The sequence below is a fragment of the Okeania hirsuta genome (assembly GCF_003838195.1).
In the GTDB taxonomy this organism is placed as follows: Bacteria; Cyanobacteriota; Cyanobacteriia; order Cyanobacteriales; family Microcoleaceae; genus Okeania; species Okeania hirsuta.
Genome location: NZ_RCBY01000033.1, coordinates 22545 through 48604 on the forward strand (window position 1 = coordinate 22545; position 26060 = coordinate 48604).

Annotated in this window: 20 protein-coding genes and 1 pseudogene; 13 read left to right on the forward strand and 8 right to left on the reverse strand. The window is 35.0% G+C overall.

Annotation, left to right across the window (positions count from 1 at the left end; all coding sequences use genetic code 11):
* Positions 1–252 precede the first annotated feature (252 nt).
* Together psbD and D5R40_RS08210 are read left to right on the forward strand one after the other, a co-directional pair.
* Entirely contained in the window at positions 253–1311 is a 1059-nt protein-coding gene (gene psbD / locus D5R40_RS08205; protein WP_124154481.1) for a photosystem II reaction center subunit D2, read from the forward strand.
* 827 nt (positions 1312–2138) lie between these two features.
* Positions 2139–2420 carry a 4a-hydroxytetrahydrobiopterin dehydratase gene (locus tag D5R40_RS08210; protein WP_124144685.1) on the forward strand — a complete coding sequence of 94 codons (282 nt, stop codon included), beginning with the start codon at positions 2139–2141 and terminating at the stop codon, positions 2418–2420.
* Positions 2421–2654: 234 nt separating this feature from the next.
* On the opposite strand, the gene tnpA is transcribed toward D5R40_RS08210, so the two are convergent.
* Complete coding sequence (gene tnpA, locus D5R40_RS08215; RefSeq protein WP_192901108.1) at positions 2655–3077, reverse strand: IS200/IS605 family transposase; 423 nt, start codon at positions 3075–3077, stop codon at positions 2655–2657.
* Positions 3078–3151: 74 nt separating this feature from the next.
* Here tnpA and D5R40_RS08220 point away from each other — a divergent pair, with 74 nt between their 5' ends.
* The 6 genes and pseudogenes from D5R40_RS08220 to D5R40_RS08245 all read left to right on the forward strand — a co-directional run bounded on the left by D5R40_RS08220 (position 3152) and on the right by D5R40_RS08245 (position 12861).
* Positions 3152–4531: an RNA-guided endonuclease InsQ/TnpB family protein gene (locus tag D5R40_RS08220; protein WP_192901272.1), complete on the forward strand. Its 1380-nt coding sequence runs from the start codon at positions 3152–3154 to the stop codon at positions 4529–4531.
* Positions 4532–4757: 226 nt separating this feature from the next.
* Positions 4758–6392, forward strand: a complete 1635-nt coding sequence (locus tag D5R40_RS08225) for an HD domain-containing phosphohydrolase (RefSeq protein WP_124144683.1) — start codon at positions 4758–4760, stop codon at positions 6390–6392.
* Between the two features lie 808 nt (positions 6393–7200).
* Positions 7201–9096, forward strand: coding sequence for an iron uptake porin (locus D5R40_RS08230; RefSeq protein WP_124144682.1), 1896 nt, complete (start codon positions 7201–7203; stop codon positions 9094–9096).
* Between the two features lie 1414 nt (positions 9097–10510).
* Positions 10511–11473, forward strand: a complete 963-nt coding sequence (cysK, locus tag D5R40_RS08235) for a cysteine synthase A (protein ID WP_124144681.1) — start codon at positions 10511–10513, stop codon at positions 11471–11473.
* Positions 11474–11502: 29 nt separating this feature from the next.
* Positions 11503–11661: pseudogene (locus tag D5R40_RS08240) on the forward strand (zinc ribbon domain-containing protein); the annotation flags it as partial.
* Positions 11662–12186: 525 nt separating this feature from the next.
* Positions 12187–12861, forward strand: a complete 675-nt coding sequence (locus D5R40_RS08245) for a J domain-containing protein (RefSeq protein ID WP_124144680.1) — start codon at positions 12187–12189, stop codon at positions 12859–12861.
* A 755-nt stretch (positions 12862–13616) separates the two neighbouring features.
* Here the strand turns inward: D5R40_RS08245 and D5R40_RS08250 are convergent.
* The 5 genes from D5R40_RS08250 to D5R40_RS39315 form a co-directional block, all read right to left on the reverse strand.
* Positions 13617–15113 carry a cyclic nucleotide-binding domain-containing protein gene (locus tag D5R40_RS08250; RefSeq protein WP_124144679.1) on the reverse strand — a complete coding sequence of 499 codons (1497 nt, stop codon included), beginning with the start codon at positions 15111–15113 and terminating at the stop codon, positions 13617–13619.
* A 638-nt stretch (positions 15114–15751) separates the two neighbouring features.
* Positions 15752–16990: a vWA domain-containing protein gene (locus tag D5R40_RS08255; protein WP_124144678.1), complete on the reverse strand. Its 1239-nt coding sequence runs from the start codon at positions 16988–16990 to the stop codon at positions 15752–15754.
* 186 nt (positions 16991–17176) lie between these two features.
* Positions 17177–17395, reverse strand: coding sequence for a zinc ribbon domain-containing protein (locus D5R40_RS41895; protein ID WP_338043172.1), 219 nt, complete (start codon positions 17393–17395; stop codon positions 17177–17179).
* A gap of 421 nt (positions 17396–17816) precedes the next feature.
* Complete coding sequence (locus D5R40_RS39310) at positions 17817–18017, reverse strand: hypothetical protein (RefSeq protein ID WP_240038922.1); 201 nt, start codon at positions 18015–18017, stop codon at positions 17817–17819.
* Positions 18018–18071: 54 nt separating this feature from the next.
* Complete coding sequence (locus D5R40_RS39315; RefSeq protein ID WP_240038921.1) at positions 18072–18176, reverse strand: helix-turn-helix domain-containing protein; 105 nt, start codon at positions 18174–18176, stop codon at positions 18072–18074.
* A 446-nt stretch (positions 18177–18622) separates the two neighbouring features.
* Here D5R40_RS39315 and D5R40_RS08275 point away from each other — a divergent pair, with 446 nt between their 5' ends.
* The 5 genes from D5R40_RS08275 (at position 18623) to D5R40_RS08295 (ending at position 23906) form a co-directional block, all read left to right on the forward strand.
* Complete coding sequence (locus tag D5R40_RS08275; RefSeq protein ID WP_124144676.1) at positions 18623–19312, forward strand: ATP-dependent Clp protease proteolytic subunit; 690 nt, start codon at positions 18623–18625, stop codon at positions 19310–19312.
* Between the two features lie 38 nt (positions 19313–19350).
* Positions 19351–19947, forward strand: a complete 597-nt coding sequence (locus D5R40_RS08280; RefSeq protein WP_124144675.1) for an ATP-dependent Clp protease proteolytic subunit — start codon at positions 19351–19353, stop codon at positions 19945–19947.
* Between the two features lie 286 nt (positions 19948–20233).
* A complete protein-coding gene (locus tag D5R40_RS08285; protein WP_124144698.1) occupies positions 20234–20869 on the forward strand; it encodes a DnaJ domain-containing protein in 636 nt (211 codons plus the stop codon).
* Positions 20870–21649: 780 nt separating this feature from the next.
* Positions 21650–22897, forward strand: a complete 1248-nt coding sequence (locus D5R40_RS08290) for an FkbM family methyltransferase (RefSeq protein WP_124144674.1) — start codon at positions 21650–21652, stop codon at positions 22895–22897.
* A 58-nt stretch (positions 22898–22955) separates the two neighbouring features.
* Positions 22956–23906 carry a calcium/sodium antiporter gene (locus D5R40_RS08295; protein WP_124144673.1) on the forward strand — a complete coding sequence of 317 codons (951 nt, stop codon included), beginning with the start codon at positions 22956–22958 and terminating at the stop codon, positions 23904–23906.
* A gap of 1385 nt (positions 23907–25291) precedes the next feature.
* Here the strand turns inward: D5R40_RS08295 and D5R40_RS08300 are convergent.
* Together D5R40_RS08300 and D5R40_RS08305 are read right to left on the reverse strand one after the other, a co-directional pair.
* The gene (locus tag D5R40_RS08300) at positions 25292–25687 is read right to left on the reverse strand and encodes a hypothetical protein (RefSeq protein WP_124144672.1); all 396 of its coding nucleotides are present in this window, start codon (positions 25685–25687) and stop codon (positions 25292–25294) included.
* A gap of 57 nt (positions 25688–25744) precedes the next feature.
* Positions 25745–25966, reverse strand: a complete 222-nt coding sequence (locus tag D5R40_RS08305) for a hypothetical protein (RefSeq protein WP_205127340.1) — start codon at positions 25964–25966, stop codon at positions 25745–25747.
* Between the last annotated feature and the right edge of the window lie 94 nt (positions 25967–26060).

Below are 26060 nucleotides of genomic sequence, written 5' to 3' on the forward strand. Positions count from 1 at the left end.
TGCCCCATAACCATTGAGAATACTTAACTTCAAAGTCTAAATCTAAAATATAAAAAACAAATCGTCTCTAAAAACTATTTTTTTTTGTTGCTCCAACGAGAAATTATCTATATAATGATAACTAAGGTAAAGAAATTTAAACAATGTTTACAAAACCTCTCATATTCTGCTATGGCAGAACAATAATTATTAAGAGAAGGTTGAGATAAAAACGTTACCTGTAGTTATCATAATTATTTGGAGAATTCCGTAATGACTGTAGCAGTCGGACGCCCGCAGAGTCAAAGAGGACCATTTGATGTCCTGGATGACTGGCTGAAACGCGATCGCTTCGTATTTGTAGGCTGGTCTGGTATACTCTTGTTCCCATGTGCATTCCTAGCCATTGGAGCATGGTTAACTGGAACCACCTTTGTCACTTCCTGGTATACCCACGGGTTAGCCAGTTCTTACCTAGAAGGCTGTAACTTCCTGACCGTAGCAGTCAGCAGCCCCGCCAACAGCATGGGACATTCCCTACTATTTCTCTGGGGTCCAGAGGCTCAAGGAGACTTTGCTCGTTGGTGTCAAATTGGTGGATTGTGGTCATTCACCGCTCTCCATGGTGCATTCGCTCTGATTGGTTTCTGCCTACGTCAGATCGAAATCGCCCGTTTGGTAGGAATACGTCCTTACAATGCCATAGCCTTCACAGGTCCAATTGCAGTATTTGTGAGTGTATTCTTAATGTACCCATTGGGTCAATCAAGCTGGTTCTTTGCACCAAGCTTTGGAGTAGCAGGAATCTTCCGATTCATCCTATTTTTCCAAGGGTTCCATAACTGGACGCTAAACCCATTCCACATGATGGGCGTAGCAGGAATCTTGGGAGGAGCATTATTATGCGCAATTCATGGAGCAACAGTAGAAAACACACTGTTCCAAGATGGAGAAGCAGCAAATACCTTCCGAGCATTCAACCCGACTCAATCAGAAGAAACATATTCCATGGTGACAGCTAATCGTTTCTGGTCACAAATCTTTGGAATCGCATTTTCAAACAAACGTTGGTTACACTTCTTCATGTTGTTCGTACCAGTAACAGGATTGTGGATGAGTGCCATAGGTGTGGTAGGTTTAGGATTAAACCTACGAGCTTATGACTTCGTATCCCAAGAGTTACGGGCAGCAGAAGACCCAGAGTTTGAAACATTTTATACCAAAAACATTTTGTTGAACGAGGGTATCCGAGCATGGATGGCACCTCAAGATCAACCACATCAAAACTTTATATTCCCTGAAGAAGTATTACCTCGTGGTAACGCTCTGTAATAATTTATGAAGGGATAAATTTTAAATCCTTTCATGGCTCCTACATTGTTAGTTTGTAGGAGCCATTATTTTTGGAAGATTAGGCACTTTTTTTAATCCAGCGTATATACAGAACTTTTCAAGTTATAGCAATGAGCGCTGGTATATTTACAAATTGCAGGAGGGGCCAAATAGCTAAAAGTCTTATATTATCAGCAATTTATTCCCCCTTCCGGAGCTGTTGCCTGTTGCCTGTTGCCTGCGCACAGCGCTATAAGTGATGAACAGTGGCGGAATAATAATATTCACTCATTAAATGATTGGATAGTCTTTACCTTATAAACCAGCAATGTACTTTATATTTTTGTTTTTTTTAACTAGCATATTTGTTATTTTATATAGAGATAATCTCTCAACCTTTTTTTGGTTATTACTCTGTATCTAAAACTCTTAATTTTTGCTTATTAAGTTATTGAAGTCCTGAACTGAGAAAAAAAATTAACAAGACAATTGCATTCTCAAATTTTTGTGCTACTATTATTAATAGTAAAGATTATTAAAAACCGTTTAGGGATATAAGGAGGTGATGCCCATGCAAGATAGTAGTAAACGCTTGGGTCACCAGATTGGAAAATACCAGCTGTGTGCTGGGGCTGGACTCTAGTAGCTAGCTTGTTTCCCCTTCTAGGGGAGTTAAAATAAATTTTAACTAAGCTGATCTGGGGTTTCTCTCAGCAGTTAGGTTTCAATCAAGGTGACCCGCTAGACCGCTCTTATCTTGAAGTAGTACTAAAGCATTTGCTAACATACTACTTTATGATAAGAGCGGATAGTTTTTGGAGAATTTTATGAGTAAATTGCTGAGTGCAGAAGAAATTAGTCAACGTGTTAGTCAATTATCAGACTGGAAGCTAGAAGGAAATAAACTTCAGTGCGTAAAAATATTTAAAAATTTTGTCGAAGCAATTAGTTTTGTTAATCAATTAGTAGATCCAGCCGAGGCATCACAGCATCATCCTGATATAGAGATATCTTATAATAAAGTAATAATTAATTTAACGACCCATGATGTAGGCAGTTTAACAGAAAAAGATTTTAGCATGGCTAAACAAATATCTGCTTTAGACTAAGCTAGTTTTCGTAGTTCGATATAAATTTAAGGTAACAGCTCAATAATCCGGGGTGAATCGGTAAAAGATAAACCTCAAATTACGTAAAATATTTTCTCAACTGGTAGTCTACCCCCATTTATTGAGCGGATACAACCATAAGGGGGTTGGTAAGGGGGTGCTGGTTTCCCCACTCCTCCACAGGGTGGGGCGGAAAGCACCCCCCTTACATAAATAAATGTTGATCCGCTTCGATCAAGATGTTTGTCTACCTCCCGACTGATTTTTGATGTAATCTTTGACTATTTCCAAGGGTGCGCCACCACAGGAAACTATACATTTTGAGTCATGCCATAATTTAGCTTTTCCCCAGTAAAATTGGTTGATTTCTTGAGCATATTTTCGTCTAATAATTCTGCTGGTAGCAGACTTTAGAGATGATATTAACTGGGAAATATTATTGTCTGGATGTAGCTGAATCAATATGTGTACATGGTCTGGCTCACCTTCAAACTCTTCTAAGGAACAGCGTTTAGCAGTTAAAACTTTTTCTATGATTTCCCTCATATCTTTAATCATGTTTGTAGTCAATACTTTTTTTCTATATTGAGTCACGAAACATATATGCAGGTGAATGTCATAGACTACATGAGAACCACGGTTTAATTCTTTTTCCATAATTTCTACTCATTTTTATTTTTGGTGTTAAGATAATTATATCGACTCAAACTTTATCTAGAGGTGATAGTTCTATGGCCAATAGAAGATTGACTTTTCGACTGTATCCGACAAAAGTACAGAAAGAAAAACTATTTTTAGTCAGAAAACTACACCAGCTTTTGTATAACGCTGGTGTCGCTCATAGGCGTTTTGAGTGGAGAAAAAATCGCTCAAATGTAGACTATTTCACTCAGCAAAACGCATTACCAGGTTTTAGACAGCAGTGGTCCGATTATCAACAGCTTAATTTAAGTTCATTGCAAGCAACAGTCAAGCGTGTTGACTTAGCTTATAATGCTTTTTTTAAAGGAATCAGGAAACGCCCAAAGTTTAAGTCAATTAGGAATTACTCCGGTTGGACTTACCCAGATGGTCGTCAAGGTTTTAAGGTGCAAATTGAAAAGTGCCAAAAATATTCTGTTAACTGTGGATGGGTGACACTTAATGACTTGGGTATGAGACTCAGGATGCGGGGTAGGTTTAAGTATTGGGGAAAACCTACTACTTGTACGATTGTTTATCGTCCTCATAAAGATGAGTGGTATGTTTCATTTAGTATCAAGACCTCGGAACCATTACCGTTGTTTGGCAGTAAATCTCCCTTAGATTATGAGTCAATGGTGGCTTTTGACCTTGGTACTCAAACAGCTTTGACTTGTTATGATGGCTATGGTTTTGACGAAATTAGTAATCCTAGATTTGACAGGGAGTTTGCCCCAAAAATTCAGCAAGCTTCACGTCAACTCAAAAGAAAGCAAGGACCAATTAAAGGTAAGCAAAAAGCATCAAGTAGATGGAAAAAAGCGAAGAGAAAAATCTCTAAGCTCAAGGCCAAACAATCAGCCGTAAGACAAGATTGGCAGCATAAAGTAACTACAGATATTGCTAGTTGTTATGACATCGTAGTTACTGAAAAATTAAATGTTAAAGGCATGACCCGAAAAGCCAAGACAGGTAAACGCTCAAAGCAAAAAGCAGGTCTCAACCGTTCTCTGCTTGATGTTGGCTTTGGAACATTAAATCAGATGGTGTTGTATAAAATTTTAGGTAAAGGTGGTTTGCATATAACCATTGACACCAGGAGAGTCAAGCCTTCTCAGAGATGCCCTAGCTGTGGAACAGTTCATAAAGAATGGGCACAGTTGAGTAATCGTTACCATGTTTGTGATGATTGTGGTTTTGAGGTGCCAAGAGACCAAGGCTCGGTCATGGTGATGTGGAATGTTGCTGCAGATCGGCAACCGGGGTTAGGAACTGGCCTCGTTAATCGTCGATGCTCAAGCTCTACTGATTCGACCCGTAAACATACAGGCTCGATGAGGCAACTGGGGCAAATGAAGCGCTCAAAATCTCAAAGTGCGGACTTTGTTGACGGGGACTTAGAAACCCCGTCCGTCTACACGGCGGGGTAGTTCATTTTAAGTTAGTCTAGTACGGATTAACTGACCGAGTATTTATAATAGAGTTATTAGTTAATAAATTTTCTAATTAAAACTGAAATTAAGCAAGCAAAAACTAGAATTTTGATGCCTTTAAATTCAAAATAATTTTCTTTAACTATATTACTACCCGAAAGTTAAGTGTATTAATTAGTAATTAAGTTTGTTCAGGATAAAGGCTAGTTAATAGCCCTAAATTATGTTCCAACTAAATATTCTCAAGTGGATGCAAGAATCTGCTACCGAGAACACAGAATCATTGATAGAGCAGCTACTACATATTGGTGCTGCCCTTTCAGATACTTACGATTTGGGCGATATTTTACATTTAATTTTATCCAAAAGTCGGGAGATAACTTGTAGTGATGCAGGTAGCGTCTATCTAGTAGAAAAAAAAGGAAATCAACCTACTAAGTTATTGTTCAAGGTAGCCCAAAATGATTCTTTGCCAGACTTTTCTTTCCACGAGCTGGCGATCAATATGACACCGAAAAGCTTGGCCGGATATGTTGCTCTTACAGGTGAAAGTTTAAACTTATCAGATGCCTATAATTTACCTTTAAGTGTACCTTATAAATTTGACAAAAGCTTCGACAAAAATACTGGTTATCGTACTTGTTCTGTGTTAGTTTTACCTATGCAAAATAGGTCTCAAGAAATAATTGGAGTGCTCCAGTTAATTAATCGCAAGATTAACTCAAATGCAGTATTAACAGCGAAGAATTTTCAAGAATTAATTCAGCCATACTCACAATGGGAAGAACGAATAGTAAGTTCTCTTGCTTCTCAAGCAGCTATATCAATAGAAAGAAATCATTTACAAGAAAATATTGAAAATCTATTTGATGGCCTTGTTAAAGCATCAGTACAAGCAATAGAAGCTAGAGATTTATGTACATCAGGTCATTCAGAGCGAGTAGCAAAATTGACAGTCAGCTTGTGTCAAGAAGTTAATACTATTACCAGCGGGCCTTTATGGGCAGTGTCCTTTAACGAGCAGCAAATTAAAGAAGTTCGGTATGCTGCTTTGCTGCATGATTTCGGTAAAATTGGAGTCCCAGAAGCAATATTAACAAAACGTAAAAAACTTTATGAACAACAATTAGAGCTGATTCAGCAAAGGTTTTCTGTTGCTCAACGTACCTTGGAGATGGAGCATACTCAAACCAAGTATAAACAGTTACTCGGACATTTATCTGACATATCTCAACAACATACTCAAGAAAATTGTCCTCTATGCCAAAAAATTGAAAATTTGGATTTAGAACTAGAAACAGCGATCACCAAGCTTAATAACTATTGGCAAATAGTATTAACCGCTAACGAGCCAACTATAACAACAGAAGAACCACTGAAACAACTGAAGCAATTATTACTTTACACTTACAAAGACATAGACGGTCAAGTTAAATCACTAATTACACCGGAGGAAATGGCTCAACTAGCAGTTCCTAGAGGTAACTTGACTTTTGAAGAAAGAAAAGCTATAGAGTCTCATGTAACTCATTCTTACGAATTTTTGAAGCGGATTCCCTGGACAAATAACTTACAGCAAATTCCAGAAATTGCTTATGGACACCATGAAAAATTGGACGGCAGTGGTTATCCCAGGGGACTAAAGCAAAAAGATATTCCTATTCAAGCCCAGATTATGGTTATTGCAGATATATATGATGCTTTAACAGCAGGAGATCGCCCCTACAAACAAGGTTTGCCTGTAGAAGTTGCTCTCAGAATTATGCGTCATGAAGCAGCCCAGAATAAAATTAATAGCAACTTCTTGGAACTATTTGAACAACGAGAAGTCTTCTCCATACTAGGACACAGCAAATAAGGTACACTCAAAAAAGCAAAAATTTATACTAGAGATACAAAGATCAAAAATTAATTAGGCCATGGTTAACAGAATAAAAAAATTCTGTATAGAGGTTGTTGATAAAAAAAAATTGTGATAACCTGTCACTCAACTACCGAATCTATTTATCAAAAAATCTTGAAAGAGGACTCCCGCTATAATCGCGAGATTTAGCGGTGAGAGGGGGCGTACAAATTGCACGGGAAACCAACGCACACAGCCCCTCATAGATTTCAAAGTTATAAATTAATTAAGTGGTGGTGAATCAATAGTAGAGGGTTAATAGCGGTGGGGCACACCGTTCAATAAAAGCGCACCGCCTGCGCTGAGGTTTCCTCAGCGTAAAGACGGAGCAAGAAAAGCTTGTGGAGACGGTCTGGCAGGGGTACAGCTCAACTTGTTTGATTTGTTATCTAGTTAAGAGTTTGTGAAGCAAGAATCCCCCGTTATAATCGAGCGATTTAACGGTGGGAGTGTCAAGTAAAAATCTTAGGGTTAAAAATTAAATTTTTAGTAAAACTCACAGAAAGCTCTGTTTGTGCTGTAGATAAAGTTGAACAAACCTCAAAATTTGTTCTAAGATTGGAAGTATTTTTAAGATTGCTTGTAAGTCTAATCCTGCCAAGAGCTACCTAGACTCTGAAAAAAAATTAGACTATTTGCACCTTTGCAACTCCTTCTTAATAATCAAGAAGTTGCAAAGCTAAAACTATGCTAACCAATCAAAATTAACTGATAAATATAGCCAAATGGTCTCTCTGCGATCGGTGTGAGGATGAGAGGGAAAATGTCAAAAAAATTCTGGAATTGTCTACTATTTAGTCCAGCAGTCTTGGGAGCAACCCTTGTTGCATCCTCAGCCGCTGTAGCGACTGAAAGTAAATCAGCAAATCTGGTTGTTCAGTCCCAAGATACAAGCATAGAAACACAGGAAACTGAACTATTAGCTCAAGTCCCTGGAACAAATTCAGCTAATTCCGTTGCTAATGCACCAGCAACGACCATAAGACAAATAAACCGCTACGGAAGAGAAGGTCGTAACCTTCGTCAACCAAGTCTTCGTAATCTTAACAGAGGAAATAGAAGAAAAACAAAAGGTCAAGTTACTTCTGTATCTCAACTTTCTGATGTTCAACCTACAGACTGGGCCTTTCAAGCACTACAATCCTTAGTTGAGCGTTATGGATGTATTGTTGGATATCCGGATGGTACTTATAGAGGTAACCGTGCTTTAACCCGTTTTGAATTTGCGGCTGGTGTTAATGCTTGCTTAGATAGAATTACAGAACTATTACAAGCTGCTATAGCAGATACAGTAACTAGAGAAGACCTGGCAATTCTACAAAGATTACAAGAAGAATTTTCTGCTGAATTAGCTATTTTGCGGGGTCGTGTTGATGCTCTAGAAGCTCGTGCTGCTGAATTAGAGGCCAATCAATTTTCGACAACTACCAAACTTAGAGGTGAGGTAATTTTTGCCTTTGTTGATAACTTTGAAGACCAAGGGCGATACGGAACCTTCAACGATAATACACAAGACGAAGACCAAACAGTATTTCAATACAGGGTACGTTTGAATTTCAACACTAGCTTTTCTGGTGAGGACTTATTATTTACAAGGTTACAAGCAGGTAATGCTCAAGCATTTAACCAGAAGATAGCTGAGGCTGAGGGACAGCAAACTTTTAATGTTCTTAACCTCACAGATGATACGGTTGAGCTAGATAAACTTTTCTATAAGTTCCCTGTCAGGGATAACATTAGAGTAACTATTGCTGCTAATAAAGTAAGTTGGTACGATTTTGTTCCTACTCTCAACCCTTACATGGAAGATTATGATGGAGGAAGTGGTTCTTTAAGTGCTTTTGGTCAAAGGAGTCCGATCTATCGTTTAGGGGGAGGTAAAGGACTTGGCGTTGAGTATGATTTTGGTTGCAAAGACCAATATGCTTGTGTCTATAGTCCATTTTCTGTATCTTTTGGTTACTTAGCAGCGGAAGGTGAAGATCCTCGGGAAGGAAGAGGTTTATTTAATGGAGATTATGCTGCATTAGCACAACTAACTTTTACTCCAATCAAAAATTTCCAAATTGGACTTACCTACAACAAAGGCTATTTTGGACCAGGAAATTTTGGATATGATGATGGTGCAGCTACAGGTCTAGGGGATAATGGCAGTTTAAACAGTGGCTTTGTGGGGACTGGTGTTGCCAATACTATCTTTGGTTTAAATGCAGAACTTAATGACCGCCGACCAGGTTCAGTTAATATTGCCCAGCCAGTTTCGACTAATGCTTATGGTGTACAAATGTCCTGGCGAGCAGCTGATTGGGTAACTATTAATGGCTTTGGTATGTATCTTGATGGGAAGCTGATTGGTTTAGGTGATTTTGAACAATGGAGTTATGGAGCAAATTTAGCTTTCCCCGATCTGTTTAAGGAAGGTAGTTTAGGTGGTATTGTTGTAGGTCGGGAACCCTACATGAATGAACTACAAGTTCCTAACGGGTTGGCATCGGGATTACGACAAGATATGTCATGGCACATAGAAGCATTTTACAAATATCAAGTTACAGATAATATCTCGATTACTCCTGGTGTAACTGTAATTACAAATGCTAACCAAGATGATGATAATGATGAATTAATTATCGGTACTATCAGGACTACATTCCAGTTCTAGTGATTAGCTGAAGTTATTAGGGTGGAATTCCACCCTATACACCTTAAAAGTTTTAAAAGTTTATTTATTGCAATTTATCTAGGATTACTCAAACTACATACATATAATTCTGAGAGTTAAAAATTCTATACTTGAATTATCAAATTATCCTGATAGATATAGCAGAAAAAAGAAGCAAGGAGGAAAAAGTTAGTTATCTAGAAGAAAAAAAATCTTGTGTTGCCTGAGTTTTAATCTTTTGATATGTCCGCCCTCTTTGCTTCGACTACTATAATAATTAACAACTTATTTGAAAACAGATTCCTCTACATTTCTGTTCCCTGTTTCTTATTTTGGTAATTAACATCAGTAAACTAAATTTATTTTTAACTATTTTTATTGACAGATATTAAATGAGATTTGATGTTGGCTTGAATTCAAAATTTATAAATATATAAATTAGCAAGTAGTTATATACTATCTTCTTAAGGGCTACTCAAAAAGGGGCATTGCACAGTGACGAATGATTTGAGATTTTTGATAAACAAGATTTTGGATTAATTAATTGCTATAATTAATAATTAATATTAGGTTTTTTTTAGTCAAAGTCTAAACTATTTTTTGGCAATATAATTCCATAATGTGCAACCCCCAAAAAGGTTGTATAATTACAATTTTTGTCTTGAAAATTTGGTAAATTATTTAAGTAAGTATATGTGAAAACTAATTTATAGCAGTCGCCAAGGTGCTTAGGACATAAAGGAGAAATATAGGGTTGGCGGAGGCTAGCCGCAGCTATATCGCCTCTATGAAATGGTCTAATAACTTTGATTCTTCTCTATCCTAATCGCCCTGGCAGTTACTATAACTTATGTTTCGAGGTAAATAAAAGTTAACAACAGCGTATCTGTCTTGAACACAGCTCCAAAGGATCGAGAGAGAATGGAGAAAGTTAGCCATATCCGTATATCCAATTGACTAACAAAAAAAATAGAAAATATATTTGATTAAAAATCAACTTATTATTTAGTAGTAAGTATACAAACTTATAAATTAGTTTTAAGGTTTTTTAAGAGAGAAGATTAACTCAATAATTTTGATTAAACAATATGCTCAGAAGAACATAAAGAAAAAGAAAAAATATATAAATCTGTAAGATTCAGTACATAAGATATATATATATATATATATAAACCCAAGCAATCATAGCTAATATTGGGTATACTTATCAAAAGAAAATAGAAAATAACTTAATATAAATTAATTTTATACTTTTGCTAATAATGTGAAGTCATGAAAAAAGTAGAAAGTATTTTTACATAAATAAAACATACTTTACTTTAGCTGCAAATAAACTTTAAGTTTAGCATAATAAACAATTATTTTCTATCAAATTATAAGTAGCCCTCAGCATACTATTTAGGATAAAAATATCATGCGTATTGCTCATAATATTACTGAATTAGTAGGTCGCACACCTCTAGTACAATTGAATCGTATTCCTCAAGCAGAAGGTTGTGTAGCCAGAATAGTAGTAAAGTTAGAAGGAATGAATCCTGCTGCCTCTGTCAAGGACCGCATCGGTGTTAATATGGTTAATGCAGCAGAGCGTGAGGGATTGATTACACCAGGTCAAACAGTATTAGTTGAACCAACATCTGGAAATACAGGTATTGCTCTAGCAATGGTAGCTGCAGCTAGGGGTTACAAGTTAATTTTAACAATGCCAGAAACGATGAGTTTAGAGCGTCGTTCTATGTTACGCGCCTACGGAGCAGAACTGGTTTTGACCCCAGGTAGTGAAGGTATGAAAGGTTGTATCACAAAAGCACAGGAGATAGTTGAGTCAACGCCTAAGGCATACATGTTACAACAGTTCCAGAACCCAGCTAATCCACAAATTCATCGCCAGACTACAGCATTGGAAATATGGGAAGATACAAATGGCCAAGTAGATATTTTGGTGGCAGGTATTGGTACTGGTGGAACAATTACAGGTATTGCAGAGACTATTAAGCAACGAAAGTCTGATTTTCAAGCGATCGCTGTGGAGCCTTCAAATAGTCCAGTCTTATCTGGTGGACAACCTGGACCTCATAAAATTCAGGGAATAGGAGCAGGTTTTGTCCCGTCTGTTCTGAATCTGGATATCATAGATGAAGTGGTTCAGGTTGCTGATAGTGAAGCAATTAGTTATGGTCGTCGTATAGCTAAAGAGGAAGGTATCTTGTCAGGTATTTCTACAGGAGCAGTTCTTTGTGCAGCAATAAAGGTAGGTCAGCGACCAGAAAATCAAGGTAAATTAATAGTAATGATTCAGCCTAGTTTTGGGGAGCGTTATTTAAGTACTCCACTATTTCAGGAACCAGAACAAACTCTAGCTACAGCAGTTAGCTAGATATATTTAGTTAGCTAAATCTAAGAACCCATTCTTGTCCCCATTGTGGCATTGTAATAGATCGTGACTTCAATGCCGCAATAAATATAAAAAATAGGGCGGTGGGGCATCCCGTCCTTAAAGCTCGTGGAGTCCGACGGGGGACCGGGACCGTGAAACGAGAAGCCCGCACTATACCGAATGGTTAGTGTGGGAGTATGTCACTGTGGGACTTACACATTCACGCAATACTAGATTTTTGGCAAATTTAGGTCATCAGGAAAAAGTAACAGGAATACTTAGTTTCTGCATATTAGTTGATTTGAATTTCAGTTTGACAAAATGCCTCAATATACGTGCTCAAAACTATAGTGCTATATATTTGCGTAGTAGTGTTTGATGAGAATTGTAAGTACCTGACTAATTTGGGATTATTTAAAGCTCTGCAAAGACTAAGTATTGTGATGAGAAAATATAATTAGTCTTCTACCTAACGGAAAGTCAAATTTAATCCCAGTTCAAAATTTAGCAGAATTCATATTTACGGGAAATTCAAATACCTTATATAATTTTCTACTCACTATTGCTATCTAGAATCTAAAATATTTAATCTATCATTATCAATTTAAAAGTTTGTTTATTTCATTGGTAAATTATTGATAACAATGAATAAAATAAGTAATGGAAATGTAAAAACTTAGATTCTATTGTAAATATTGAGTAGAAATAATTTTATGGTCACTAGTGATTATTACAAAACTTTGAATGTTAATCCCACAGCAACTCAGGGACAAATTAAACAAGCTTATCGTCGTTTAGTGAAGTTATTTCACCCAGATGCTAATACAGAAATAGCAGACCATGAACGTATTATTAGCATTAATGAAGCTTATGAAGTATTGGGCGATCCCCAACTTAGAAAATCTTATGATCAACAATTTAATCAACACGATCAGAAATATACTAATACAAAGCAAAGTTACTATAAGCAAAATAAAAGAGGTAATAATGCAGATGAAAATCTACAAAAATGGTTAAATCAGGTTTATAAACCAGTTAACAAAATTATAATTCAAATATTAAAACCTCTAAAAAAGGAAATTGATTATTTAGCAGCCGATCCGTTTGATGACCAACTAATGGAATCATTCCAAAATTATTTAGAAACTTGTCGGCGCTTGCTCAAAAAAGCTCATAATTTATTTAGTTCTCAGCCAAATCCATCTAATTTGGCAGGAGTAGCAGCTCATTTATATTATTGCTTAAATCAGGTTAGTGACGGAATAGAAGATTTAGAATTGTTTACTCTAAATTATGATGATTATTATTTACATACAGGTCAAGAACTATTTAGAATTGCTTCTAGATTACGCCAGGAAGCACAGGCAGGAATAAATGGTATTTTATAACTTTATTTATTCTTGAGGATAGAGTGGAAAAGTCATACCAATTTGATAAATATTTATCACACATCATAAAATATTGATTATAACTACTTGCTCTTGATAGAAACTGCTATAAATCTTAGATTTCAATATCACTTTTCTTTAGTTAAGCGTTTCCTAACTCTCAGATATTTTTGACACAACTACGTTGAGGATTACTATATTCTTTGATCCAATAGTATTAGATATTATATTAGCTCATTACGAAAATTTATCTCTAATTTTTGCCATTTTTTTTATAGACTAAAAGTTAGTTTCTGGAAATGTATACTTTTTCCATTTAACATGAAATCCGGTTATACAATTGTCCTACTCTATACTTTATATTAATGTAGACTTAATGTAGACATAAAATTCCAGAATATCCCTAGATAATTCTCACTCTCATCCTTCCTTTCTCTTTTCTCTTTTCTCCTTTCTTCTGACTACTAACTACTGAATTATACGATAATATCATGTCCGGATAATTAGTGATAAAAAACTTTCTCCTTCTCCTCTTATACCAATTACCAAAAGTAATGCTATACTTAGGTAACACTTCAGTTATTAAGTAATTAAACTATCCTAATAAATTTTTTGCTAATTTGAGCATATTTAATATGAACTATTATTATTTTTACTTCTCCCCCACTCCCTTACTCAAGAAAATGTAGAAAAGTTTTTGAGAATATGGTATTATTTCTTTTCTCCTGACTCCTGACTCCTGAATCCTAATTTATTTAAATTCCAAAAAGAGTTTGAATCCGATTTCTAATCCTAGTAAAGGGAGTATTTTCTGAAGAACTACGATCAAGTAATCCTAATTCTTGTAATGCCTGTCGGCGTTCACAAAGCTTTCGAGAAATATCAGTAGCCAAACTAGGAGATTCTTCTAATAATCTTTGCAAATCATGTTTTTCTATTACAAATAAAATTGAATCTTCAATAGTTTTTACTGTAGCTGTACGAGGAGAACCCAATAACAAAGACATTTCACCAAAAAATTCTCCTTCGTGAAGAGTTGCAATATATTTACCAGTTTTTTCAGAAATCACCTCAATAGCACCAGAAAGAATAATGTAAAAAGAATCTCCAACATCATTTTCTCTAAATATAATTTGCCCTTGAGGAAATAACTGTCTATAACCATATTCTATTAATTTTCTGAGTTTTAAATCAGTAAGACTTTCAAAATAAGTGACTCTTCTGAGTAGGTCTCGCAAAGTCCAATTATTTGGTGATTTTAATGCTGATTTTTTAGTTTGTTGAAAACTACTATGTTTTTGCTCAGAAGAAACACCATTTTGAGAAAAAACTTTATTTTCGCTATTTTTTGTAAAAATACTACTGTTAAATAAGGTACTCAAATCTTGTGGATTTTTTAACCATAAATCTCTCTGAGGAAAGGGAATAACTATATCCTGCTGAGTCAATTCATGCTCAATTAAAAAATTCAAAGAACTTTGAATTATATCGCTATCTTGAGGATGGTCAATCCAAACTAATAACTCAAAATCTAAAGAACTATCACCAAAACCTTTAAACCATACTTTAGGAGAAGGACAGTTTAATACACTCGTTTCTGCCCGAGCAGCAGCTAATAATGCTTCCGTTACTAACAGTGGATCGCTACCATAAGCAACTCCAACTGGCATACGAAGACGACTTTTAGGATCTTTATAACTCCAGTTAATAATATTATTTTCTACAAATTTTATATTAGGTACAATTACAAATATGCCGTCAAGAGTACGCACAATTGTAGACCTAATAGAAATATTTTCTACTGTTCCTAATAAATTGTCTACTTCAATAAAATCTCCTACCTTAATAGGTTGTTCAAATAAAAGTGTTAAACCACTAATAAAGTTACTAGCAAGATTTTGTAATCCAAAGCCAAGTCCAATACCTAAAACTCCTGCTAAAACTGTAATAGTTCTCAAATCTATACCAGCTCTTTGTAAAACAATTAAAATTCCTAAAATGGCGATTATATAGATAATAACTGAGGCGATCGCTTCTCGATTACCCCGGTCTAAACCCATACGAGTTAGTAGTAATCTCTTGATTCCTTCTCCAATAGCACGAGCAATAATTAAGACTGCTACACCTAATAGAATTAGTCTGACAATAGCACTTATAGAAAGATGATTATCTCCAATATAAAAAAGTGGAGTTGTTAATGATCTAGATAAGTTTTGAAACCATTCTTTCCCTTGTAAAAAAATCCAATTCATACTTGTTGTAAAACTATTTTTACTTCCAGAACAAAAACTTACAGCCTTTTGCACGACTAATTGTTACAGTAATAGCATTGAGTAAATAATAAGGTTTCATTTTTATCTTTGCTTATTGCTTTGAACATTGTACCTAATTGTTCTGCAAAGTGCTGTATAGTAGTTGGCGACTTTATTAAGTACATATAGGTTTTAGAGAATAAGACACTGAAAAGTTTGCATTTCAATTGTTACTATTTCATCTAAAATAAGTTAACGCTAAATTTTTGAAATGAATTTAAATTTTTAATTATTATTTTAGTGGGTTGATGAAGATTCACCAAATAATAGTTATTTATATATAGTAATCAGGAATCATATGTGAGAAACTGATAGAGAAGTTATGGAACTTATAGATGGAAGAACTAGATGTTTTGATTGAGTCTAATTGAAAACAAGAGGATTGGCGAAAAGGAAAAATTTATCTTGTTTATACTTGTAGAGTTACAGCCAGTGGCACAGCTATACAGAGGCTTTAAAGCTTAATTTTCAATATTATATTCGGATAATTTCTGATAAATAAAATTATAGTTATCTAGATAAAATTTAATTATTTACCAGGGAAAAACTCCCTGGCTAAACTAATCAAAAAGTATCCTTTACTTTAAAATTGTTTTGGAAACAATTCTAGTTTTTTTCCGGTCTGATTCAGAAAGTTCCTCTCCATCTTGTAAACGAGTCGCACTGGTTTGTAAAACAGTTGCTGCTCCTGTATCTCCCATTTGTAATGCTGTTTTAGCAGCAGTTTGTAACATTGTAGCAGCACCAGCTCGATCGCCTTGTTGCAATTTTGTTTCAGCTATTTGAGTTTGCCTATATTTTGCTAAAGCTAAAATATGATTTTGTACTTCCGAATTAATTTGAGGCTGATATTTTTCCGTAACATTAGCTTCAACTAATATAGGTTCAGAAAGTAAATCTTCCTTACTTTGAGCAGGGTCATCATAACGAACTTGTAATTGAACGATCGCTTGTTTTCCCTCAGGTAATTGCCCAATATAAAGATTAACTAGAACTACTCTTTCTACATCTTTCATTAAATCTCCCAGTCTGACCATAAAGCGGTCGTTCTCTTTTTGTACGGGCAACTCAATAGTATCTGGTGCTACTTGTGCAATAGGTTTAAGTTCTGCTAATCTAACTCTAGGCATCAAAGATAATCGCAAATAAGAATTAGTAAGTCCCACAGATTGAATCCGATTAAACAGTCTACCAAATTCCTCTATTGCCTGTTCTGGACGTTGAATATAAGCAAGAGTCCCCCCACCTGCATCAGCTATTTTTTCCAGAACATCTTGATTCCAATCATCACCAAACCCCAGGGAATTTAGAGTCATACTATAATCAGTAGCCAACTTTGCTAACTTAAGACAACGGTCATTATCCCCATGTTCATTTTCCCCATCAGTTAATATAAAAGCCTGGGAAATAGCATCTTTTTGACCTTTATCTAACTCCTCTATTCCTAATTTCAAACCCTCATCAATAGCTGTACCACCAGAGGATCTTAACTTGTTAATCTCACGCTTAATACTACCAGGGTCATTAATAATTTGATTAGAAACAATCACTTTAGCTCTATGGTCAAAAGCAACAATTGAAAGGCGATCGCCCTCCTTCAATTTATCTACAAGTTGTCCTGCTGCTTGTTTGACAGTTTCCAGCGGTCTTCCTTCCATAGAACCACTATGGTCTAAAATCAAACATAGGTTTAGTGGTACAGTTCTTTCTAGCTCATCAGCTAGAGCCGAAATAGATATGGCCAGTTGACGTTGAGATGAAGATTGAGTGGCATCAATATTGGTATCGTTAAGAACCGAATGTAGATTAACTTTCATAAATATACTAGAAATTTTACTACTACTTATTTCAGGATATATCCACAAATTTGACATCCTCTCCTGTTAAATCTAAAGATTATAACCGGAGATTCCCAAACCTCACGATTTAGGTTTACTGCTTGAGTGGCACTTATCTAGACTGTTGCCAGTCCCCGACAGTACGCCAACGAGCGTCAATTTGCTCTACGATCTGCACTCGGCCGCAGTAACACCTCGATGACAAATCACTTTTGCTGCTGCCACATCACGATTGATTTCGTAGTGACATTCACGACATTTATGAATACGCTCAGACAGGTCTTTTTTAACTGTATGGGATCCACAATTTGGACAAATTTGACTGGTATATCTGTAGTCTACCTGGCCAAAATAAACCCCTCGTTTCTTGCATACCCAAGCCAAGATACTGAAGAACTGACCTAACCCTGCATCTAAAAGAAAGTGAAAGTCTTTTCAGGTGTCTAAAATTTTTTGGTGAAGTCTGGCAATCTTTTTGTTAAGTTGATGTCGATTTGCTGAACTGGATGTTTTTAACTTTAATCTACGTTGTAGCAATTTCAGCTTACTGTGTAGTTTGGTTAAAAATTTTGGACGTTCAATCAATTCACAATTCAGTTGTTGCTAAGAATTTATCAAGTCCAATATCAATCCCTAATGGGTGTCCAGAAGCAGGGGTATCCTTCAGCAATTAACAATTAACAATTAACAATTAATAATTACCTCTTCCTCAAAGGGAGAGGATTGAAGCTCCAGGAAAAATTTCATTTTTTCCCATTTCAAGGGGAAGCAAATATTGCTGAATTCTTTAATTATTCATTATTCATTATTCATTATTCATTATTTTATCGCCCTGCTGTTTCATGTTGCTAAATGCTCTTTCTAAAGTCTTGATAACTTGCTGTAAGACTTGGGCATTTGTTCTTTTGAGTTCTGAGTTAGCTTTCTTAGCTTTTGTTAAGTTGGCCTCTTGTCTGTTGTAGTTAGGGTAAGGTGCATCCGCAGGAATTATGTACTCTTGATGCAATGAACAACAGTTAACTGCACATTTCCTACTGTTAATCCAGTCTTTTCGCTCTCTTCAGGCATAATTCCACACCTTTCTGATGACCGCCAGCATATCTTCTATGATGGCAATCTGTTGCTGAGAGGGAGTTAACTTAAATTCGTAGGTTAGTGTTATCATGTCCCAATTTGATCATCATTCTATCTCAATCTATCTCAATGGAGTGCTTATTGTTTGCTTTGTCGCGATTCATATCCCGGTAAATTGGAGATTGTACCGGGAGTCCTCACTCGCTCCATTTTTGATAGGGAAAAATTTCGATTTGAATACATAAAAACTAGGTTTCTCAAAAAGTTAATGACAATCGAGTCTGTATCTCAACAAGAAACCCAATCTCTGCTAACTATATTACTCAATTAATATAATTAATGGTAAATACGCCATTTTTGCCAAATAATTATGGTAAAATCCACACCTAGACAAAAAAAATTGTTTTTGGTAGCAATATTTCAGAATATTATCACTAAATTTAAGACCATGACTAATATCAATCATACCCGCTACAATAACTCTACAGCACGCTAACATAATTTAAAGATAGTACAATTATTGCTAGGAATTATCTAATGAACTCACAAATAAAAGCAGTTCAAGCAGGGAGTTACTACGGAGACACCTCTTTTCGGACACCACCCCCTGATTTAGAATCTTTAATGTTAAAAGAACGAATCGTTTATTTAGGGTTACCGCTTTTTTCATCAGATGAAGTAAAAAGAAATGTAGGTATTGATGTTACCCAATTAATTATTGCTCAACTACTTTATCTACAATTTGATAATCCAGAAAAACCAATTTATTTTTATATCAATTCTACTGGTACTTCTTGGTATACAGGAGATGCAATTGGTTTTGAAACAGAAGCATTTGCTATTTGTGACACCATGAGTTACGTTAAACCACCAATTCATACAATATGTATTGGTCAAGCTATGGGTACAGCAGCAATGATTTTGTCGGCAGGAACAAAAGGATATAGGGCAAGTTTACCTCATGCTACCATAGTTCTTAATCAAGCTAAAACAGGAGCGAGAGGTCAAGCAACAGATATTTCGATTAGGGCAAAAGAAGTTTTAGCTAATAAGACAACTTTTTTAAATATTCTTTCTAAAAATACGGGTCAATCAGTAGAAAAGATTGCTAAAGATACAGATAGAATGCTTTATATGACTCCCGAAATAGCTAAAGAATATGGTCTGATAGACCAAGTTTTAGCAAGTAGAAAAGAACTACCAAAACCACTACCCGCTGCTGTTTAAGTTTTCAATAAAATCAAAAAATCAAAGGTCAAAAAATTATGCCTATAGGTGTTCCTAGCGTTCCTTATCGTCTTCCTGGCAGTCAGTATGAGAGATGGATAGATATTTACACCCGTCTCGGTCAGGAAAGAATTATTTTTCTGGGTCAAGAAGTTACAGATGGACTAGCTAATAGAATCGTGGCCTATATGTTGTATCTAGATTCTGACGACCCAAATAAGCCCATTTATCTTTATATCAACTCTCCTGGTGGTTCTGTAACTGCAGGTTTGGCCATATACGATACAATGAAGTACATCAAATCAGATGTAATTACTATCTGCTTAGGTTTAGCTGCTTCTATGGGTTCTTTTCTATTAGCTGCTGGTACGAAAGGTAAAAGACTAGCTTTGCCTAACTCCAGAATTATGATTCACCAACCAATGGGCGGTACTCGTGGTCAAGCAACAGATATTGAAATAGAAGCTAAGGAAATTTTGCGTGTTAGGTCGCAGTTAAATAATATGCTTGTAGAATGTACGGGTCAATCTTTAGAAAAGATAGAAAAAGATACCGATCGAGACTATTTTATGTCTGCTGAAGAAGCAAAAGAATATGGTCTAATTGACCAAGTAATTGATGAACGTCAAAACTAAAAATTAGTAGTTAGTAGTGGCTTGACATACCTAAAAATGTTGCAATAGTAGGGGCGGTTTCCACGTTAAATTAAAGAGTATTAACCAATTAGATGAACCCGCCCCAACCCCAATAATCTAAGGCACAAAATTAGGTATGTCATTCCAGTAGGGTGAATTAAGTAGGTAGGCAAAATAGATTGAACAGAAATTTGTCTAAATTCTTGAGAATGTCCAAAATTAATGTGTAATTGATTTGACACAACTACTTAATATTCAGCCTACTTTATTGTCTGTAAAAAAAAATATGGATATTGCAGATTATTATCGACAATTAGGGTTAAATATAGGAGCTAGTTTGGGAGAAGTTAAGGCTTCTTATCGACGACTAGCACGGCTATATCATCCAGATGTTAACCCCGACCGGCAAGCTAAAGATAAATTTATTGCAGTTACAGAAGCTTACAAAATCTTGTTGAAAATTGCTCCTACTCAAACAGAATTACCATACAATTATACTGTCAAATCAACAAAAAATAATTCCAAACCAGAAACTAAATCTCCACAAACTTCGCCCTCAAAGCAAACAAAAGTTAAAGTAACTCGTAAGTCGAATCAACAGAAAAGTGAATCCCACTTATCGGAAGCAGAAAAACAACTTAAGCAAAATTATTATTTACATTTACAGCAATTATTAAAATATAAAAGATATCCTCGAGCGATCGCTGTAGTAGAAGGTTTGGCTCAAAGAATGCCTCAAGATTGGGAAGTACGACAATGGCAAGCGATCGCCTATCAACGTTGGGCACGTCACCTCATTGGAGAAAGGCAACTGGATAAAGCTAGAAACTATCTTAAGAAAGCACTAAAAACAGACCCTCATAACCGTGCTCTCTGGTCTGAAGTAGAGCGTGATTTTCGTCAATTAGAAAAAATTTATTAATTATTTGCATATTCGACCAATAGTTGTATAATGTACCAAGTTTTTTTATTGGATATATACACGAATATTTATTTATAGTCATTCCAGTTAAGATTGAGACAAAGGTTTCTTACCTTGAAAGAGTTTCAGCTAAAAAAGTGTTCTAGTCTTATTCAGAATGACTATAGTTTTTGGTTAAGATAACTATCCTAGTTTGGATTGTATAGCAGGCAACAGGGAGAAAAACATTTCCTTGTATAAGACTTATAATCAGCGAACCTATCCCACTATTTTTAACAGGGTTATTTGTTTAAGTAAAATTTGTTTGAAAACCTTGATTTTTCGTTTTTAACTCTCAAAATCTTTAGGGTTTTTAGCAAAAATCTTATTACTGGGATAGACTCGCATAAGTCAAACACCAACTCAATATTTGTTATATGAAACATATTTGAGAAAAAGGGAGCAGAAAATAGGTTTAAAGTAAAGGTTTCAAGTTTTTTCTCTAATATAATTGTGCCTAAATTTTATCCAAGTAACTTAGTATTGGTATACACATCAAAACTAATAATAAATTAAGAAAAAGGGGGCAGAGAATAGGCTTAAAGGTTTCAAAATTTTTTCTCTAATATCCGTGCCTAAATTTTCTACAAGTGACTTAGGATTACTATACACATCAAAACAAATAATCTATATTAATTAATAGGTTCATATTCCTTGATTTTGACAATATTAGGAGGAAACAAGAAAAAATATTTAACCTATTCTGTTTAAAAATCAAAAAAATTATCAAAAAAACTAACAATGACAGACATAAATCAAGCTTTCCAAAAAGCTATAAATCTACAAAAAGAAGGAAAACTAAAAGAAGCAGAGTCAATATATATTGACATACTCAAGTCTGATAGTAATCATGTACCCACCCTAATTAACTTAGGTTTAATAGAGCAAAACCAGGGCAAACTAGATGAAGCAAGTCAATTCTATAAATATGCTTTTTCCATAGAGCCAAATAATATATCTCTACTTTATCTCTTAGCCAAAATTACACAAGAGTTAAATCAATTAGACGAAGCTATTATTTATTGGCAAAAATTAGCAGAACTCAAACCAGATTCTGCCCTAGAATTTTATGGAAATATTGGCAATAGTCTAGTTCAACAAGGCAAATTTGATCAAGCACTAAATTACTTTCATCGTGCCTTAGAAATATCGCCCAAAAGTTTTCAAGCTCATCAAGCGATCGGTAATTTACTAATTAGACAAGATAAACTTTTGGAAGCTAAATCAGAATTCAGCCGAGCATTAGAAATTAATCCTAATTATCAAGTAGCTAAAGTTTGGTTAACTTTAGTTGATAAGTTACTCAAAGGAGACAATCTAGTTTCATTCAATTATCAAAACACCCTCATAAAATTTGAAATAACAGGAAAAAATCTAGCCGTAGAAATTGCTAATGTAGGTGGAAGTTTTTATGAATTAGCCGAGCTAGAATTTATTAGACAAAACCTCAAATCAACAGCTCCAGTTATTGTTGATGTTGGAGCAAATACAGGCAATCATTTAGTATACTTTGGTAAAATTATTCAAGCAGCAAAAATTATTCCCATAGAATTTCATCCAGAAATTATTGCAGCTTTGAAGAGGCATATCTCAATTAACCAAGTCGGCAATATTGACTTATCTAAATTAGGCTACGCTATTGGTAAAAATCGTGGTAAATCTTTCATAAAAGAACATCCTGCTAAAGATTTATTTTTAACAGAAATTGACAATAAAATTATCAATGGTCAAGAATTAGTAGTTGTTCCTTTAGATGAAATAATTACTGAAAAAGTAGACTTCATCAAAATTGATGTACAGGGCAAAGAAATAGATGTGTTGGAAGGAGCAAAAAATTTGATATCTAGCTATCGACCTGATATGTTAGTTGAAGTTGCCAAAAATAATATCAAGGATTTTAGGAAATTTTTAGCAGCAGTCAACTATCAAACAGTTAAAGCATTCGATCATGGAAGATATGTCAACTTCTATATTAAATATACTCACTAAAACTTCAATTTAGATTGGCGACAAATATATAATATATGTAAATGGAAAGAAGAAACTAATGCCAAACTTAATTGTCTGGATCGTAATATTTATAGTCAGCTTATTCGTTCTGATTAAAGCTTCTGACTTCTTTACAGATGCAGCAGAAAAAATAGGTATATCTTTAGGAATTTCTCCTTTTTTAGTAGGGGTAACAATAGTATCAGTAGGAACCTCTCTACCAGAGTTAGTATCATCTATTATCGCTGTATACCAAAACTCCTCTGAAATTGTTTTTGGTAATGTGGTTGGTTCCAATATTGCTAATATTTTCTTGATTATTGGTACTGCATCATTGATCAGCAGTCCTTTAAGGATACAATATGAACTAATTAATGTAGATTTACCACTATTTGTTGGTTCAGCTTTTTTATTAGGTTTAACAGTTTTAGATAATAATTTTTCTAAAAATGAAGCTATTATTTGTATTTTGGGATATGTTGTCTATGTTTTATACACTATTAGTAGTGGTAAGGAAGAACAAGAGTTAGAAAAAGATGGAAATAGAAACTCAAAGAAAATTTTACCAACCAAACAAATAGCCATTTTGGTTATTAGTTCATTATTTGTATTTTTGGGTGCAACTTATACAATTGAATCAGTTACTAAAATCTCTAAGATACTCGAGATTGCTAAGGAATTAATTGCTTTAAGTGCAGTTGCTCTTGGTACTTCATTGCCAGAGTTAATAGTTACTATTTCTGCTGCTAAAAAAGGTCGCCCAGAAATTGCCGTAGGAAATGTTTTAGGTTCTAACATTTTCAACTCATTGATGGTACTAGGAATACCAGGACTAATCGGCAATTTAGAAATTCCTGAAGATCTTATTGGTGGTGGGTTATTGGTTTTATTAGCAGGAACAATTATGTTCTTTTTTGTCACTCAAGATAAACAAGTAACTCGTTGGGAAGGATTAATATTTTTCCTATTCTACGGGTGGTTTATTGGCAATATATTTGGGTTAGTTTGACATCCTCCGAACTTCAATACTTGAATTTGTAATTCCTGGAACAATAGCGAGTAATATTATGTTCGGATGAACAGTTATAAATAATTAGGGAGGAGTCTGGAGTCTGGAGTCTGGAGGGAGAAAGAAGGTATTTAGGAGAAGAATTTTTTTTATCAATAATTAAACGGACATGGTATAGTAAAAGTTTTAGTTATACACTAATCACAAAATTATTTTCTCTTAATACAGATATTCTATTGGGACTTTACACAAAATAGAAGTAGAAAATAGGCTCAAATATAGACAGGAAAAGGCTTTTACGTCAAAAAGGCATAAATCCTTAATTACCAAGAGTTATAGGCATTTTTATCGCATTGACGTAATTCCCTTATCTAGATTGACTCTCAGCAATTTTTCTACCTAAAAATTTTTAATATAGCAATGTGCGCTGGCATATTTACACATTATTTTTTGTAGACCTGTTCTAGACTGCACTTTGAGCTGGACATTGTAAATACCTGAGCGCACATTGCTATACCAATTTGAAAAAAGAATGTTACAAATAATTGGGAGCGATTTGCTGAGGCAACGCTCCGCGAACAGGTAAATTTATTTATCTATGTCTGTAGTACTAAAACCCACATTCCGCACGACAAAATGTAGTATGCAAAGATGGTAAAAGTTGAGTAAGTATTTAGACTGATAGTATGGTGTAAGAAGCGATATAGCTGCCGCTAGGCTCCGCCAACGCAAATCATCAGTTGCCGGAACTTACCTTACCAATAGACATCTCCAAAAATTGCCAAAGTTTCTCTATCACGCTTCGCGATATAGCTGCCGCTAGGCTCCGCCAACGCGAAGCGGAACGGAGTTTGATCGCATCTTAATCATTGCCAAGTGGTTAATTCTACACTATGATTCAATCGTTGATTATTTTGGCCCTCTACCTGTTTTTACCTCAAGTTTCTGATTCTTAGAGTAGATAGTATCTTTGACAACTTGGAGGAAAAAACTTTAATAATTCTAAACGTTCTGGAGTTAAATTAGATCTACTCTTAACTCCAGAATTAATTAATAAATGAATCGACTGAAAACATTGAAATATCCAAGGTAATGTTGGTCTATTTGTAGGAGGACCTCATTGATTTTTGACAGTAGATTTAGTCCGATTTAAGGTTTGACGTAGTTGACGCTGGCCTCAAGTGTCAACCAATCAACATAAGGCCATAATTAACCCCAAAGCTTCGATTCGATCAGGGGACTTAAGGAAGACACTATAGCAATGTGCGCTGGCATATTTACAAATTACAAGAACTGTCCAATAGCTAAAAGTCTTGTATTATCGGTCTTTTATTCCCCCAGATGAGCTGTTGCCAGATGAGCTGTTGCCTGCGCACAGCGCTAAATCAGTTAAAAATAGAGGGTATGCCCAGAAACCTAAAACCCCTCTCTACAGATTGTTGTCCTTTATATTTAGACAACATTTCTTCCGTAGTTAATTCCATCTGATCAAGAACATTTGTTGCTAAAATAAATCGACCTGCTCGTTTTTTTTCTAGTTCTATTTTTGACTCTCTTAAGCTCACTTTAACTTGGAGTTGATCAGAAAAATCTGATTCAGATTTCGACTGTACTTCTTGAAAATTAATTTCTGTCAATTCGTGATCTAAAAACTTTTTAAACAGCTTTCTTGCTGCTGTTTCTGCATCTGGTTGACAAGCAAACTTTTCAGATTTTAAAATGCGCAGTTTTTTGTCAACTTCAACTCGTTCTTTCTGGATTTTTTTATCTAGATTTTTCAAATCTGATTCTCGGCGCAGTTGACTTTCAACTACTAACCATCTTTGTTGAATCCCTCCCTAGGTTTTTGAGAGTTCTTGATATCTATATCCCTTAATCTGACTGGTAGTAAAATCTGACCCATCTGTTTCTTGAACTAACTTGTGAGCTGCTTTTATACGAACTGGGACTCTGCTTAACCATTTAATATCTGTTAGTAACTGTAGATTTTTTTGAGTATATAAAGCACTATCTGCCACCATTAAACTATCAAAATTTAACTGCTTTTTGAAATCTTTCATGCCTTGGACCAAACTTTTTTTGGTCAGATTCATTTCCCGAACCAATTCTCATCCACAATGGGACATCTCCATCATTCGTACAAATTAAATCCAT

Excerpts from the sequence above, each read along its gene's own strand:
- D5R40_RS08225 (WP_124144683.1), top strand. The coding sequence starts at position 4,758 with ATGTTCCAACTAAATATTCTCAAGTGGATGCAAGAATCTGCTACCGAG.
- D5R40_RS08245 (WP_124144680.1), top strand. The coding sequence starts at position 12,187 with ATGGTCACTAGTGATTATTACAAAACTTTGAATGTTAATCCCACAGCA.
- D5R40_RS08255 (WP_124144678.1), bottom strand. The coding sequence starts at position 16,990 with ATGAAAGTTAATCTACATTCGGTTCTTAACGATACCAATATTGATGCC.
- D5R40_RS08250 (WP_124144679.1), bottom strand. The coding sequence starts at position 15,113 with ATGAATTGGATTTTTTTACAAGGGAAAGAATGGTTTCAAAACTTATCT.
- psbD (WP_124154481.1), top strand. The coding sequence starts at position 253 with ATGACTGTAGCAGTCGGACGCCCGCAGAGTCAAAGAGGACCATTTGAT.
- D5R40_RS08280 (WP_124144675.1), top strand. The coding sequence starts at position 19,351 with ATGCCTATAGGTGTTCCTAGCGTTCCTTATCGTCTTCCTGGCAGTCAG.
- cysK (WP_124144681.1), top strand. The coding sequence starts at position 10,511 with ATGCGTATTGCTCATAATATTACTGAATTAGTAGGTCGCACACCTCTA.
- D5R40_RS08210 (WP_124144685.1), top strand. The coding sequence starts at position 2,139 with ATGAGTAAATTGCTGAGTGCAGAAGAAATTAGTCAACGTGTTAGTCAA.
- tnpA (WP_192901108.1), bottom strand. The coding sequence starts at position 3,077 with ATGGAAAAAGAATTAAACCGTGGTTCTCATGTAGTCTATGACATTCAC.
- D5R40_RS08290 (WP_124144674.1), top strand. The coding sequence starts at position 21,650 with ATGACAGACATAAATCAAGCTTTCCAAAAAGCTATAAATCTACAAAAA.
- D5R40_RS08275 (WP_124144676.1), top strand. The coding sequence starts at position 18,623 with ATGAACTCACAAATAAAAGCAGTTCAAGCAGGGAGTTACTACGGAGAC.
- D5R40_RS08285 (WP_124144698.1), top strand. The coding sequence starts at position 20,234 with ATGGATATTGCAGATTATTATCGACAATTAGGGTTAAATATAGGAGCT.
- D5R40_RS08295 (WP_124144673.1), top strand. The coding sequence starts at position 22,956 with ATGCCAAACTTAATTGTCTGGATCGTAATATTTATAGTCAGCTTATTC.
- D5R40_RS08305 (WP_205127340.1), bottom strand. The coding sequence starts at position 25,966 with ATGAAAGATTTCAAAAAGCAGTTAAATTTTGATAGTTTAATGGTGGCA.
- D5R40_RS39315 (WP_240038921.1), bottom strand. The coding sequence starts at position 18,176 with ATGATAACACTAACCTACGAATTTAAGTTAACTCCCTCTCAGCAACAG.
- D5R40_RS08220 (WP_192901272.1), top strand. The coding sequence starts at position 3,152 with ATGGCCAATAGAAGATTGACTTTTCGACTGTATCCGACAAAAGTACAG.
- D5R40_RS08230 (WP_124144682.1), top strand. The coding sequence starts at position 7,201 with ATGTCAAAAAAATTCTGGAATTGTCTACTATTTAGTCCAGCAGTCTTG.